This window comes from Streptomyces sp. SDT5-1, from assembly GCF_052245995.1.
Lineage (GTDB): Bacteria > Actinomycetota > Actinomycetes > Streptomycetales > Streptomycetaceae > Streptomyces.
This window is the reverse complement of the sequence record NZ_CM125963.1, coordinates 4,133,202-4,146,970: the sequence shown is the minus strand read 5'-3', so window position 1 is coordinate 4,146,970 and position 13,769 is coordinate 4,133,202. Positions and strand designations below refer to the sequence as shown.

Genomic DNA, 13,769 nt, shown 5'->3' with positions numbered 1-13,769 from the left:
CGTGGGAACGGGTGGGCGATGGGCCCGCCGGGGCGGAGCCCCGAGGCGGAGGAACGGGGGGCCGGCCCGTTAGACGGAGGCGCCCGTTTCCGCGGAGGGGGCCGGAGGCGTCAGGCCCAGTTCGGCGTCGCGGAGCGCCTCCGCCTCGCGGCGGACCAGGCGGAACCACATGAACACCACGAAACCGGCGAACACGAACCACTCGCCCGTGTACCCGAGGTTCTGGAACGCCTTGAGGTCGAGGCCGCTGCCCTCCGGCGCCGTCGCCGGCACCGCCGTCATCCCGGAGTCCGCCTTGTCGAGCGTGACCCACCCGTCGTAGACGTCGTACGGCACCAGGTTCACGAGGGACGCCGCGCTGATCACTCCGACCTGCCCGGCCGGCAGTCCGCCCTTCGCCGACACCCCGTTCGACGTCGCGGACTCGGACGCCTGGAGCGCCCCGACGACGGTGACCTCGCCCTTCGGCGCGGCCGGCGCCTTCGCCGCGGACGCCTTCCCCGGCATCCACCCCCGCACCACCGGCAGCGCCTTGCCCGTCCCGTCGACCTTGAGCAGCGTCACGACGTAGAAGCCGTCGCGGTCGTCGAGGGTCCGGTCCGGCACCAGGAGCTGCTTGCCGTACCGCCCGGTCGCGGTGGTCCGCTTCCCGGAGGTCTCCTGGTCGACGGGGAGCACGGAGGCGAGCGGCGCGGGGGCCGACTTCTCGTTGACCCTGGTCTGCTCGGACGCGTTCTTGTGGTCCTGCACCCGGTCCTCGAAACGACTGAGCTGCCACGAGCCCATGAAGATGCACACGGGGATCGCGAGCAGGACGAAGATGTTGATCCCCCACCAGCGCGGGGTCAGGAGGAACCGGTACACACCCCCACGGTACGGGGTCCGAAATAAAGACCCGTCCACCGGCCCCCGCCCGACCCCGCGGCCGGGGTCACTTCGGCAAGTGGCGCCTCGCGAAGTCCAGTTCGAGCGCGACCTGCTTGATGCGCTCCTCGACGACGAGCGAGCCGTGCCCGGCGTCGTACCGGTACACCTCGTGCACCGCGTCGCGGGCGGCGAGCCGGTCCACGTAGTTGTCGATCTGCTGGAGCGGGCAGCGCGGGTCGTTGACGCCCGCCGAGATGTAGACGGGCGCCTTGACGTCGTCGACGTACGTGAGCGGCGACGACACCCGGTACCGCTCGGGCACCTCCTCGGGCGAACCGCCGAACAGCGTGCGGTCGAGCGCCTTGAGCGCCTCCATCTCGTCCTCGTACGCCGTCACGTAGTCCGCGACCGGCACCGCCGCGAGCCCCACGGCCCACGCGCCGGGCTGCGTGCCGACGCCGAGCAGCGTCAGATAGCCGCCCCAGGAGCCGCCCGCGAGGACCAGCCGCTCGGGGTCGGCGAGCCCGGAGTCCACGGCCCATTCGCGCACGGCCGCGATGTCCTCCAGCTCGATGAGGCCGACGCGGTGCTTGAGCGCGTCCGTCCACTCACGCCCGTACCCGGTCGAGCCCCGGTAGTTGACCCGGACCACCGCGTACCCGTGGTCGATCCAGGCCGCGGGGCCCGCCGCGAACGCGTCGGAGTCGTGCCAGGTGGGCCCGCCGTGGATCTCGAAGACGGTGGGCAGCGGCCCTGCGGGGGCGTCCGCGGGCTTCTGTACGAGGGCGTGGACGCGGCCGCCGGGGCCCTCCACCCACACGTCCTCGACGGGCACGGAGGACGGGGCCTTCATGCCGGGCGGGTCGAGGACGACCTCGCCCGTGGTGGAGCGGACGACCGGCGGCTCGGCGGCCGACGACCACAGGTACTCGACGCTGCCGTCGGGCCGCGCGGTGGCGCCGGACACCGAGCCGACCGGGGTGTCGACCTTGGTCAGCGCGCCCGTCGCGAACTCGTAGCGCCACAGCTCGCCGCGCGCCTCGAATTCGTGCACGACGAGCAGCGCGGACCCGTCCGGGTACCACTCGGCCGACACGTCGCCCGGCAGGTCGAGCGCCAGGTCGGTCTCCTCGCCGGTGGCGACGTCCCACACCATGGGCTCCCAGCGGCCGCGCCGCTGGTGCCCGACGAGCAGCCGGGAGTCGCCGGCCACGGGCGCGAAGCCGAGCACTTCGAGGCCGAGCTCCTCCTGGCCGCCCTTGGAGTCGTCGAGCTCGGCGACCGTCGTGCCGTCGAGGCGCAGCACCCGCAGCGCGCCGTGCATGGCGTCGCCGTGCTCGGTGTGCTCGATCGCGATCAGCGTCCCGTCGTGCGACAGGTCGCCGACGCCCGCGGACTCGCGGTGCCGGTAGATCTCCACGGGCTCGGCGGAGCCGGGGCGCACCACGTGGATCGTCGTGCCGTCCTCGTCCGTGGAGCGGCCGATCACGGCCGTGTGCCCGTCGCGTCCGAGGGCGAGGCCCGCCGGGTACGAGGCGGCGAGGCCCGGCACGGCCTCGGTGTCGGCGCCGCCCTCGAAGGGCTGGCGCTTCCACGTGCCGAACTCGTCCCCGTCCGTGTCGTCGAACCACCAGATCCAGGCGCCGTCGGGCGTCAGCACGCCGTCCGTCGTCCCGTTCGCCCGGTCCGTCGCCCGGCGCTGCTCGCCCGTGCTCCTGTCCCACGCGTACAGCTCGTACGTCCCCGTCGCGTTCGACACGAACAGGGAGCGGTGCGGCGCGTCCTCCGCCCAGTCGGGCAGCGAGACGCGCGGCGCCCGGAACCGCTTCTCCCAGTCGGGCATGGACTCCGTGGCAGGCGACGTGACCCCGTTGCTCTCAGTCATGGCCCCCAGTGTGCCTGCCCGCACCGACAATCCGCGGGCGAGCGGCACGGCCCGGCCGGAACGGTGCGTTCCGAGGGGAGCGGCCGGGCCGGCCTTCGCAGGTGCTCCCGCTGTGCTGCGCCTGCATGCCGTCTCCCGCTGCGCGCGAGCGTGGATGAACAGCACCGACGCAGTTCATCCGTGACCGTGCGTGCTGCGACGGTGAGCCGAATGTACGCGGGTGGGCCGCCGCCCGGAATACCTCTCGCGCGGAACCGTGGGTCGGTTCGGCGCGAAACGTCCAGTGCGGCGTCCGCGCTACGTCAGTCCGTGCCTGCGCGCCACCATCCGCTCCGCCGCCGTGCGCGGTAGCAGGCGGCGCAGCGTGAACACGAGCGGGGCGTTGCTGCCCACCGCGTACAGCGGCTTCGGGCGGTTCGCCTCGATCGCCGAGACGATCTTCGCGGCGACCTTCTCGGCCGGGACACCGCTCGCCTCGTTGGCGTTGAGGGCCGTGAGCATCGTGTCGTAGGCCTTCCGGAAGGGCGAGTCCTCCGCGACGTACTGGGTGCGGCGCTCGCTGATGCCGGTGGCGATGGAGCCCGGCTCGACCGTCGTGATGCCGACGCCGTACGGGGCGTACTCGCGCCGCGCCGCGCTCGCGAAGCCCTTGATCGCGGCCTTCGACGCGACGTACGAGGAGCGGTACGCGAGCGGGAAGCTGGCCAGCATCGAGCCGACCATGACGACCCGGCCGCGCCGCCGCTCCCGCATCCCCGGCAGCAGCAGCTGCGAGAGCCGCACCGCCCCGAACACGTTGAGCTGGAAGAGCCGCCGCACCGCGTCCATGGGCAGCTCCTCGAACGGGCCGCTCTGCGACTCCCCGGCGTTGTTGACGAGCACGTCGACCTCGCCGACGGCCCGCGCGCACGCCTCGATGCTCTCCTCGTCGGCGAGGTCGAGCGGCAGGTACTCCACGCCCGGCACCGGCGAGACGACCTTGCGGGGGTCCCGGCTGGTGCCGTACACGGTGTAGCCGCGCCGCACGAGCGCCGCCGCGACCGCCGCCCCGATGCCCGAGGAGGCTCCCGTCACGAGGGCCCTGCCCCGCGTGCTCACGACAGGCTCCGGGCGATCGCGCGCCCGGCGGCGCGGCCGGAGAAGATGCAGCCGCCGAGGAAGGTGCCCTCCAGCGCGTTGTACCCGTGCACGCCGCCCCCGCCGAACCCGGCGACCTCCCCGGCCGCGTACAGCCCTTCGAAGACGGACTTGTCGGGGCGTACGACCTGCGAGTCCAGGTTGGTCTCCAGTCCGCCGAGCGTCTTGCGCGTCAGGACGTGCAGGCGGACGGCGATCAGCGGGCCCTGCGCCGGGTCGAGCAGGCGGTGCGGCTTGGCGACGCGGGTGAGGCGGTCGAAGAGGTACGAGCGGGCGTTGCGGATCGCCATCATCTGGAGGTCCTTGGAGTACCCGTTGGCGACCTCGCGGTCGCGGGCGACGATCTCGCGCTCCACGTGCTCGTACGAGACGGGGGTGTCGGGCGTCAGCTCGTTCATCCCGGCGACGAGGTCCTTGAGGTTGCGCCGTACGACGAAGTCCTCGCCCTTGTCGAGGAACGCCTGGATCGGGCCCGGCGCGCCCTTCTTCACGCGTTGCAGGACCAGCTTGAGGTCCTTGCCGGTGATGTCGGGATTCTGTTCGGAGCCGGAGAGCGCGAACTCCTTCTCCACGATGGCGCGGGTCAGGATGAACCACGTGTGGTCGTGCCCGGTCCCGGTGATGTGCTTGAGCGTGGCGAGCGTGTCGTGGCCGGGGAAGAGCGGTGCGGGCAGCCGCCTGCCCTCGGCGTCCAGCCACAGCGAGGACGGGCCGGGGATGATGCGGATGCCGTGGCCCGGCCAGATCGGGTCCCAGTTCTTGAGGCCCTCGGTGTAGTGCCACATGCGGTCGCGGTTCACGAGGGAGGCGCCGGCGCCCTCCGTGATCTCCAGCATGCGTCCGTCGACGTACGCGGGGACGCCGGTGACCATGGACTCGGGGGCGGCGCCCATGCGCTCGACGGGCCAGTTCTTCCTGACCAGTTCGTGGTTGCCGCCGATCCCGCCGGACGTCACGATCACGGCCTGGGCGCGCAGTTCGAAGTCGCCGACGGTCTCGCGGGACGAGGCGACTCCGCGCGCGGCGGCGGACGGTTCGAGCAGCGAGCCGCGCACGCCGACCGCCGCGCCGTCCTCGACGATCAACTCGTCGACGCGGTGCCGGTACTTGAAGTCGACCAGCCCGCGCTCGGCGGCGGCGAGCACCGGCTCCCGGAAGACGCGGACGACCTCGGGGCCCGTGCCCCATGTGATGTGGAAGCGGGGCACCGAGTTGCCGTGCCCGGTGGCGGTTCCCGCGCCGCGCTCGGCCCAGCCGACGTTCGGGGTGACCTTGAGGCCGAGCCCGTACAGGTAGTCGCGCTTCTCCTCGGCGGCGAACCGGACGTACGCCTCGGCCCACTTGCGCGGCCAGTGGTCCTCGTCCTCGCGGTCGAATCCGGCGGAGCCGAGCCAGTCGGCGAGGGCGAGCTCGTAGGAGTCCTTGATGCCCATCCGCCGCTGCTCGGGGCTGTCGACGAGGAAGAGCCCGCCGAGCGACCAGTACGCCTGCCCTCCGAGGTTCGCCTCGTTCTCCTGGTCGACCAGCACGACCCGCTTGCCCGCACGGGTCAGTTCGTACGTGGCGACGAGCCCGGCGAGACCGGCCCCCACGACGACGACATCGGCAGTGCTGTCACTCATGCGCTCTCCAACGGTGTGCTGTAGGCGTCCAGTACGTTCATGAAGAGGGCCTCGCGACGGGCCCGTACGGCCGCGTCGTCCGGCTGGAGCAGGACCTGCACGGTGGTCCCGTCGTGCACGGCCACCAGGGCGTCGCCCAGGGCCCGTTCGTCGGTCACGCGGCGGCCGAGCCGGCCGAGCGCGGTCACGAACACCGGCAGGATCGCGTCCCTGATGGCCTCCTCGCGGGCGGCCATCACCCGGCGCAGGCCGGGATTGCGCAGCGCGTGCGCGGTGAACTCCGCGGTGATCCGGAACCAGGCGTCGTCGACGGGGGTGGCGTCGATCGCGGCCCGCACCGCGGCCTCGGGGTCGGCCGGGTCGATGCCGGCGAGCGCGGCCCGCACATCGTCGAGCATGCGAGCGGACCGCTCCTCCCACAAGGCGAGAAACAGCTCGTCGAGCGAGGAGAAATTCGAGTAGAAAGCGCCGCGTGTGAAGCCCGCGCGCTCACAGACCTGCTCGACCGTGGAGCGCCCGAAGCCCTCCTCGGCGAACACGTCGAGCGCGGCGTCGAGCAGCCGCTGCCGCGTCCGCGCACGCCGCTTGGTGACGGGCATCCTCGCCTCCCCGGTTGGATACGCGAACGTATTCGATACGTTCGTGTATCCACAAGGGGTGTGCGGGGCCCGTTCGTCAGCCGGTGAACACCTCGACGAACGACCAGATGGCGAGCGCGAGCATGCAGAAGCCGCCGATCCGCTGAACCGTCTTGAGCGGCACCTTCTTCGCGATGAACCGGCCCGCGACCAGCGCGAGGGCGGAGACGGACATCAGGGCCGCCCACGAGCCGATCGCCGTGGACCAGGTGCCGTTCGTGGCGGCGAGGTTGGCGGTGGTGATCTGCGTGAGGTCGCCCCACTCGCTGATGAACACGGCCATGAACGCGGTGCCGAACACCGGCCAGAAACCGGTGACGGTCTTGGGGCCCGCCGCGTCCTCGTCGTCCTCGTCGTCGCCGCCCTTGAGGAGCATGAACGCGCCGAACAGGAACATCAGGCCGGAGACGACCTTCACGATCCAGCCGGGCAGCAGGCCCAGCAACGAGCCCGCGCCGACGGCGATCGCCACGTGCACCAGGAACGCGGTCGCCGTGCCGAACCACACGTAGAGGGGCTTCATCCGGGTGCCCATGGCCAGGGAGGCGAACATGGTCTTGTCCGGGAGTTCGGCGAGGAAGATCAGCCCGAAGGCGGTGACGATCGCCAGGGGATCGAGATCCATGGGGACGCTTTCTGTGCGGGCCGGGCCTGTGAACCCCGCCCCGCTGCGTAGGGAGGACCACTCGACCCGGCAGCGGACACACGTATGCGGACGCGTACGTGTGCGGTTTCTGCCTGGTCGAAGGTCTCGCCCACCCGGTCCGCGCGATCGCGGTCCGAGCCCGGCCACCGGGAACCCGGGGGCTCCAGTGTGTCGACGACCGGTTCGCGGGGCTACTCCCCTTCGCTTGCACGTCAAGGGTACATGTCGCCGTCCGAGTAGTGCGTCCGATGGATCCGGGGCGCGCGTCACACCACCGCACGTACGCCCGGGCCGCCGCTTTTGCGACATTCGGTCGATGCGATGTGCACGACGGATCGGAACACGGCGCACCGGCACGGCGGCCGGCGTGGCCGCGGTGGTCGCCGCACTCCTCGTCCCCTGCACCGGCCCCGCGGCCGCGCACGACGGCCCGGACGTCGGCCGCCTGTCGGCCCGCGCCGACCGGCTGATGCGGGAGGCGTCGCAGGCGGTCGCCGCGCACGAGAAGGCGCGGCACGCGGTGCGCGCGGGCGAGCGCAGACTCGCCGACGTCACCCGCGGACAGGCCGCCGAGCAGCGCCGCCTCGACACGCTCAGGGAGACCATCGGCCGACAGGCCCGCCGCGAGTACCAGGGCGCGTCCGGGCTCGGCGCGATGCTGCCGCTGCTCACCTCGTCGTCGCCGCGCCGCGCCCTCGACGCCGCCGTCCGCGCCGGTCGCGGGGACCGGGCGGCCCGCCAGTTCACCGACCGCGTCGAGCGGACCAGGGACCGGGTCGCCGAGAGGCGTGCGGAGGCGAGCCGGATCGTCGACGGGCTCAGGGCGCAGGAGCGGCGCCGCGCGAGCGCCCGCGCCGCCGTCGAGGCGAAGCTGGCGAGGGCCGAGGCGGAGGTGCGGCGGGCCAGGGCCAGGTCCCTCGCGGCCGCCGGGCCGCCGCCCCCGAACGGCGGGAACTGCGCGCGCGGCGAGGTGCGCGGCTCCGGGCGGGCGGCGAAGGGCCGGACGTGGGTGAAGCCGGTGAGTCCCGCGCCGCTGTCGGCGGGCTTCGGCTCGGACGGCCGGCTGTGGTCGCACACGCACACCGGGCAGGACTTCGCGGTGCCGACGGGGACGCCGGTGCGTTCGGTCGGCGCGGGCACGGTTGTCTCCACCGGCTGTGGCGACGGCTTCGGCAACCAGGTCGTCGTCCGGCACCCCGACGGCTATTACACGCAGTACGCACACCTGTCGCGGATCGGCGTCGCGGCCGGCGAGCGCCTCGACGCGGGCGAGGTGCTCGGCCTCTCCGGCGCGACCGGCAACGTCAGCGGGCCCCATCTGCACTTCGAGGTGCGGATCACACCGCGCTTCGGCTCCGGCGTCGACCCGCTGCCGTGGCTGCGGGCGCGGGGGCTCGATCTGTGACCGCGCCACCGGGCCTGTAATGGCGCAGTAACGGCCCCTTCCTAGCTTTCGGGCACCCCGTACCCTCCCGAGGAGTGCCCGATGCCCAAGCTCCGACCGCCCCGGCGCAGACGCGCCGCACGGGCGGCGGCCTCGATGTCCGCGGCCGCAGTCCTGCTGGTCACCGCGACACCGGCCATCGCCGACCCCGCGCCCGCGGCCACGGCCAAGGTCGACTCCGCGCTCGCCGAGGCCGTCTCCAAGGGCGGCGACGCGACCTTCTTCGTCGTCCTCAAGGACAAGGCCGACCTGTCCGCCGCCAAGAAGCAGCGCACGCACGCCAAGGCCACGACAGCCGCGTACAAGGCACTGAAGGCGCACGCCGCCGCGAGCCAGAAGTCCCTCGACGCGTTCCTGGACAAGGAGAAGGCCGGGCACAAGGGCTACTGGATCGCCAACACCGTGCGCGTGACCGGCGACCACGACCTGGTGAACGCGATCGCGAAGCGCCCCGACGTCGCGTCGGTCGTCAAGGAACGGACGTTCCGGCTCGACGACAGCGAGACGTCACGGGCCCGGGTCACCGCGGACTCGGCGAGCGACGAGGCCGCGCCGCAGTGGGGTGTCGCCGACATCAAGGCCGACCAGGTGTGGTCCCAGTACGGGGACCGGGGCGAGGGCGTCGTCGTCGCGAACGTCGACACCGGCGTCCAGTTCGACCACCCGGACCTCGTGAAGCAGTACCGCGGCAACAACGGCGACGGCAGCTTCACCCACGACTACAACTTCTACGACCCGTCGGGGAACTGCCCGGCCGACGGCACCCCCTGCGACAACAACGGCCACGGCACCCACACCATGGGCACGATGGTCGGCGCGAACGGCGTCGGCGTCGCGCCGCACGCGAAGTGGATCGCCGCCAAGGGCTGTGAGTCCGACCGGTGTTCGTCGGGGAACCTGCTCGCGGCCGGCCAGTGGATCCTCGCGCCGACCGACCACAACGGCCAGAACCCGCGCCCCGACCTCGCCCCGAACATCGTCAACAACTCCTGGGGCAACACGGGCGGCACCGACCCGTTCTACGAGGACATCCTCGCCGCCTGGGACTCGGCGGGCATCTTCGAGGCGTTCGCCGCGGGCAACGAGGGCGACGGGCAGACCTGTTCGACGACCGACCCGCCCGGCGCGCAGTCCTCGTCGTACGGCGTCGGCGCCTACGACTCCGCCGGGAGGATCGCCTCCTTCTCCGGCTTCGGACCCTCGCGCGTCGACGGCTCCATGAAGCCGAACATCGCCGCGCCGGGCGACGACATCCAGTCCACGTGGCCCGGTTCCACGTACAACTCCCTCAGCGGTACGTCGATGGCGACGCCGCACGTCGCGGGCGCGGTCGCGCTGCTGTGGTCGGCGTCGCCCTCGCTGATCGGCAACATCGCCGAGACGCGCAGGCTCCTCGACGAGGGCGCGCGCGACGTCGACGACACGCACTGCGGCGGCACCGCCGACGCCAACAACGTGTGGGGCGAGGGCAGGCTCGACATCCTCGCCTCCGTCGACAAGGCGCCGCACAACGCCGTCGACGTCACCGGGAAGATCACCGAGAGCGCGGGCGGCGCCCCGGTGCGGAACATCACCGTCAGGGCCACGGGCGCCGACGGCACGCACGTCGTGACGACCGGCCCCGAGGGCACGTACAAGCTGGCGTTGACCCCGGGCACGTACGACTTCACGGTGAGCGGCTACGGCTACGCGACCCGTACGCTCTCCGGAGTCGAACTGACCGCGGGCGAGCCGCTGACCCAGGACGTCGCGCTCACCGCCGTCCCGGAGCACGCCGTCACCGGCACCGTCCTCGACGTCTCCGGAAAGCCGCTCGCGAAGGCGGCCGTCGAGGTCGTCGGCGCCCCGGTCGACAAGGTCGCCTCGGGCTCCGACGGAGCGTTCACGCTGCCGAAGGTCGCCGAGGGCACGTACACGCTGAAGGTGACGCCCGCGGCGCCGACCCTGTGCAACGGCGCGTACACCGCCGAGCTGAAGGTCACCGGCGACGAGAACCGCACCGTCCGGCTCCCCGCCCGCACCGACGCCGCGGGTCACAGCTGCGCCCCGGCCGCGTACTCCTGGATCCCCGGCGCCACCAAGGTCGCGCTGGCCGGTGACGAGGACGCGAAGACGGTCCAACTGCCGTTCCCCGTCGACTTCTACGGCGTGAAGTACACCAGCGCCGCCGTCACCACCAACGGCCTGGTGAACTTCCTTTCACCCCGCATCGGCGACTACGCCAACGAGGAACTGCCCTCCAAGGCCCAGCCGAACGGCATCGTCGCCCCGCTCTGGGACGACCTGACTCTCGACAAGAAGTCGACCGTGCAGACGGCCACCACCGGCACGGCCGGCAGCCGCAGGTTCGCCGTCGTCTGGAACAACGCGCTGTTCGGGACCGGCGACCGGGCCACCTTCGAGGCCGTCTTCGACGAGGCCGACGGCGCGATCACCTTCCAGTACAGGTCCGTGCCGGGCGGCGGCGCCTCCGCCACCGTCGGCATCGAGAGCCAGGCGGGCGACGACGCCCTTCCGTACTCGTACGACCAGGCCGTCCTGAAGGACGGTTCGGCGATCCGCATCGCGCAGGGAGCCAAGTGATGAGAAGCCACACCTCCCGGCGGGCTCTGACGCTCGCCTCCGCCCTCGTCGCCGCGGGCCTGACGCTGACGGGCGCGCCGCCCGCGCTCGCCGACGGCTCGACGCAGGCGCAGACGCTGACCAGCGACGAGGCCAAGAAGCTCGCCGACCACATGAACGTCGACGTGTACGGGAACGACAACGCGTACGCGGCCGAGGACGACACCGCGGACGGGGCGCAGGGGGACGATTCCGCCGCGGCCGATACGTCCACCCCGGTCACGTTCACGAACAAGTCCACGCTCGAAGGCGTGCGCGGGATCGCCGCGACCGTCCCCGCGGGCTCCGACGGCAGCTACTTCACCGTCCACAGCCTGGGGAACGTCCAGCTGCACAAGGCCGACGGCTCCACCGCCTGGGCCCGCACCAACGCGTCGCTCTTCACGGACTGGCAGGTCAAGCCCCTCCAGGCCTGGCGGACCGAGCCGTACCCCGCGCACATCGTGATGGGCTACAACGCCGTCGCCCCCTTCGCGCCCTACTCGGACCAGGGCTTCGACACGGCCGACCTGACCGGCGACGGCACGAAGGACATCGTCGTCTCCGCGGCCGTCGGCATCTTCGACCCCCGCGCGTTCACCTCGCCCGACTCGGCGCTGAGGTCCGGCACCTTCGTGACGGTCCTCGACGGCAGGACGGGCAAGACGGTCTGGTCGAAGCTGTACTCGTTCGCCACCAACGTCAAGGTCGTCGACGGCACGCTCCTCGTCGCCAACGCCCCGCGCGAGAACTCCGGCGCGCCCGCGACGGAGACGGCCACCCTCACGGGCATCCGCTTCTCCTACGCCGAAGGAAAGCTGACCCCGTCGTCGACGTGGACGTACGACACCAAGACGACCGCGGCCGCCTCCTGGGGCGCCCTGGAAGCCGTGGGCGACGGCAAGGTCGCCGCCGTCTGGGACCTGCGCAAGACCGGCACGAACGCCTCGCGCGGACGCACCCTCGTCCTCGACACGGCCGACGGCTCGGTCGAGTGGCAGACCGACAGCGCCCTCTACGGCCGCCAACTGCGCCTCGACGCCTCCCGCAAGCGGATCGTCGCCCTGGAGCAGGCGGACAACTCGGACGAGGTGCGCTACGAGATCGCCGCGTACGACCTGGCCGACGGCCGGCGCACCTCCCTCGACAGCCGCGTCAACGTGCTGCCCACCGCCCTGACCGTCGGCGACGCGGCCTCGGGCGGCGGCGACGAGATCGCCGTCAGCGAGTCGTCGTACACGTCGTCGTTCTACGTCAACGCCAGCACGATCCGGGTCCTCGACGGCTCGGACGGCTCGACGGCCAAGTGGACGTACACGACCAAGCGTTCGCCCGGGAACACCGAGGACGGCGCCAGCACCTGGAACCTCGCCGTCAAGGGCGGCTCCCTGTACGCCGCCGCGCAGGACGACGAGGACCAGGGCACCGCGCTCAATCCCGGCGGCCTGCGCTACGGATCGCTGACCGCGTTCACCGGCGGCGGCAAGGTCAAGTGGCGTCAACACGGCTACCACGCCTCGCCGATGTACCAGCAGCTGTACTCGGCGGACGGCGGGGACTATGTCCGCACCGTCGACCAGCAGCAGAACATCCGTGAGTACAGCCTCGGCAACGGCGCGGGCAAGCGCCTCATCCCGATGCGGGGCGACCTCAGCTATGGCGATGCGGCCGACCTCGACGGCGACGGCAAGAAGGACGTCGTCGTCGGCGGCTCCTCGCACGGCGTGTGGGCGTACTCCGGGACGTCGCTGGTCAAGGGCGAGCCGAAGAAGCTGTGGCAGGCCACTGTCCCCGGCGAGGTGCACAACATCGCCACCGGCGACGTGAACGGCGACGGCACCCCCGACGTCGCCGTGGCAGCCGACAGCGCCACCGCTGTCCTGGACGGGAGGACCGGAAAGACCCTCACCACCATCGACGGCAAGGGCGCCTACGTCCGCACGGTCACCGTCGCCGACATCGACGACGACGGGAAGGCCGAGATCCTCGTCCCGACCGACGCCCTGCGCGTCTACGACGCGAGCGGCACCCAACGGTGGTCGTACGCCGCGCCGTCGAGCGCGGGCGACGTGATCTTCTCCGACACGATCGTCGCCGACGGCCGGATCCACACCCAGTACACGAGCCCGAACGCCCTCCAGTCGTCGGACGCCGTCACCAACGGCGTCGCCCTCGACGGCAAGGGCACCGTCCTGTGGACCGCGGACCCGAAGGCCCCCGCACGGGCCGCCGACGGCAAGCTGCACGGCGCGGTCCTGGTCGACGGCGTGTTCGCCTCGCCGAAGATCCCGTACGCCGACGGGCACGCGGTCGTCCACACGTGGATCATCAAGGCCGACCCGACCACGGAGGGCGACGTCTCCACCGCCACGCCACGCGTCGTCACCGAGATCCGGGACGCCCGCAGCGGAAAGCTGATCCGCCAGATCGTGAACGGCAGCCCCTGGTCGCACGGCAACTACTTCACCGACGACGAGAACGGCGTGCTCTACCAGCTCAGCTTCGGCACCCTGAAGGGCTACCCGGGCGAGGGCAAGGAGGACACGTACGCCTCGGTCGCCGCGCCGCTGCGCACCGTCCAGTTCATCAAGGGCCCAGGCGGCAGGCGGCTGGTCGCGGGCGGCACCGAGAGCGGGCTCGCCGCGTACGACCCGTCGCAGCTGACCAACGGCGGGATCTTCCAGTCCGGAATCGGCGGCGCGACCCTGATGGGCGGCCGCAGCTACCTCGCCGCCGACCTCGACGGCGACGGCACCGACGAGATGGTCTCGCTCCAGTTCGACGACTTCGGCATCAACAGGATGGCCGCGCAGCTCGGCGGCGGGGTCCTCTCCCTGAACAACGGCATCCACCAGATGTCCACGTTCAAGCTGTCCTGACCCGCCCCGTCCTGACCCGCTGATCAGCAGCACGCCCCCCCCCGGGCCCG

At 72.1% G+C, this 13,769-nt stretch carries 9 protein-coding genes; 3 read left to right on the top strand and 6 right to left on the bottom strand.

What is annotated here, in order from left to right; all coding sequences use genetic code 11:
- Positions 1 to 69: 69 nt before the first annotated feature.
- From ACTWJ8_RS19125 to ACTWJ8_RS19100, 6 genes are all read right to left on the bottom strand, one after another.
- The gene (locus tag ACTWJ8_RS19125; protein WP_443264644.1) at positions 70 to 864 is read right to left on the bottom strand and encodes an SURF1 family protein; all 795 of its coding nucleotides are present in this window, start codon (positions 862 to 864) and stop codon (positions 70 to 72) included.
- 67 nt (positions 865 to 931) lie between these two features.
- Positions 932 to 2,752 (bottom strand): prolyl oligopeptidase family serine peptidase, encoded by a 1,821-nt coding sequence (locus ACTWJ8_RS19120; protein ID WP_443264642.1) that lies wholly within the window; start codon positions 2,750 to 2,752, stop codon positions 932 to 934.
- Positions 2,753 to 3,049: 297 nt separating this feature from the next.
- The gene (locus tag ACTWJ8_RS19115; protein WP_443264640.1) at positions 3,050 to 3,850 is read right to left on the bottom strand and encodes an SDR family oxidoreductase; all 801 of its coding nucleotides are present in this window, start codon (positions 3,848 to 3,850) and stop codon (positions 3,050 to 3,052) included.
- Positions 3,847 to 5,511 (bottom strand): FAD-binding dehydrogenase, encoded by a 1,665-nt coding sequence (locus ACTWJ8_RS19110; protein WP_443264638.1) that lies wholly within the window; start codon positions 5,509 to 5,511, stop codon positions 3,847 to 3,849. The genes ACTWJ8_RS19115 and ACTWJ8_RS19110 overlap by 4 nt, the downstream gene beginning before the upstream one ends.
- Entirely contained in the window at positions 5,508 to 6,110 is a 603-nt protein-coding gene (locus ACTWJ8_RS19105; RefSeq protein ID WP_356387122.1) for a TetR/AcrR family transcriptional regulator, read from the bottom strand. Before ACTWJ8_RS19105 ends, ACTWJ8_RS19110 begins: the two co-directional genes overlap by 4 nt.
- Before the next feature lie 76 nt (positions 6,111 to 6,186).
- Positions 6,187 to 6,774 (bottom strand): TMEM165/GDT1 family protein, encoded by a 588-nt coding sequence (locus ACTWJ8_RS19100; RefSeq protein WP_356387125.1) that lies wholly within the window; start codon positions 6,772 to 6,774, stop codon positions 6,187 to 6,189.
- A gap of 337 nt (positions 6,775 to 7,111) precedes the next feature.
- On the opposite strand from ACTWJ8_RS19100, the gene ACTWJ8_RS19095 reads away from it, so the two are divergent.
- The 3 genes from ACTWJ8_RS19095 to ACTWJ8_RS19085 all read left to right on the top strand — a co-directional run bounded on the left by ACTWJ8_RS19095 (position 7,112) and on the right by ACTWJ8_RS19085 (position 13,719).
- Positions 7,112 to 8,200: a M23 family metallopeptidase gene (locus ACTWJ8_RS19095; RefSeq protein WP_443264636.1), complete on the top strand. Its 1,089-nt coding sequence runs from the start codon at positions 7,112 to 7,114 to the stop codon at positions 8,198 to 8,200.
- Positions 8,201 to 8,281: 81 nt separating this feature from the next.
- A complete protein-coding gene (locus ACTWJ8_RS19090) occupies positions 8,282 to 10,822 on the top strand; it encodes a S8 family serine peptidase (protein WP_443264634.1) in 2,541 nt (846 codons plus the stop codon).
- Positions 10,822 to 13,719 (top strand): FG-GAP repeat domain-containing protein, encoded by a 2,898-nt coding sequence (locus tag ACTWJ8_RS19085; RefSeq protein WP_443264633.1) that lies wholly within the window; start codon positions 10,822 to 10,824, stop codon positions 13,717 to 13,719. Before ACTWJ8_RS19090 ends, ACTWJ8_RS19085 begins: the two co-directional genes overlap by 1 nt.
- The last annotated feature ends 50 nt before the right edge of the window (positions 13,720 to 13,769 follow it).

Bases quoted from the DNA above. Each gene is read 5' to 3' on its own strand.
- ACTWJ8_RS19120 (WP_443264642.1), bottom strand. From the start codon at position 2,752: ATGACTGAGAGCAACGGGGTCACGTCGCCTGCCACGGAGTCCATGCCC.
- ACTWJ8_RS19110 (WP_443264638.1), bottom strand. From the start codon at position 5,511: ATGAGTGACAGCACTGCCGATGTCGTCGTCGTGGGGGCCGGTCTCGCC.
- ACTWJ8_RS19105 (WP_356387122.1), bottom strand. From the start codon at position 6,110: ATGCCCGTCACCAAGCGGCGTGCGCGGACGCGGCAGCGGCTGCTCGAC.
- ACTWJ8_RS19100 (WP_356387125.1), bottom strand. From the start codon at position 6,774: ATGGATCTCGATCCCCTGGCGATCGTCACCGCCTTCGGGCTGATCTTC.
- ACTWJ8_RS19095 (WP_443264636.1), top strand. From the start codon at position 7,112: ATGCGATGTGCACGACGGATCGGAACACGGCGCACCGGCACGGCGGCC.
- ACTWJ8_RS19090 (WP_443264634.1), top strand. From the start codon at position 8,282: ATGCCCAAGCTCCGACCGCCCCGGCGCAGACGCGCCGCACGGGCGGCG.
- ACTWJ8_RS19085 (WP_443264633.1), top strand. From the start codon at position 10,822: ATGAGAAGCCACACCTCCCGGCGGGCTCTGACGCTCGCCTCCGCCCTC.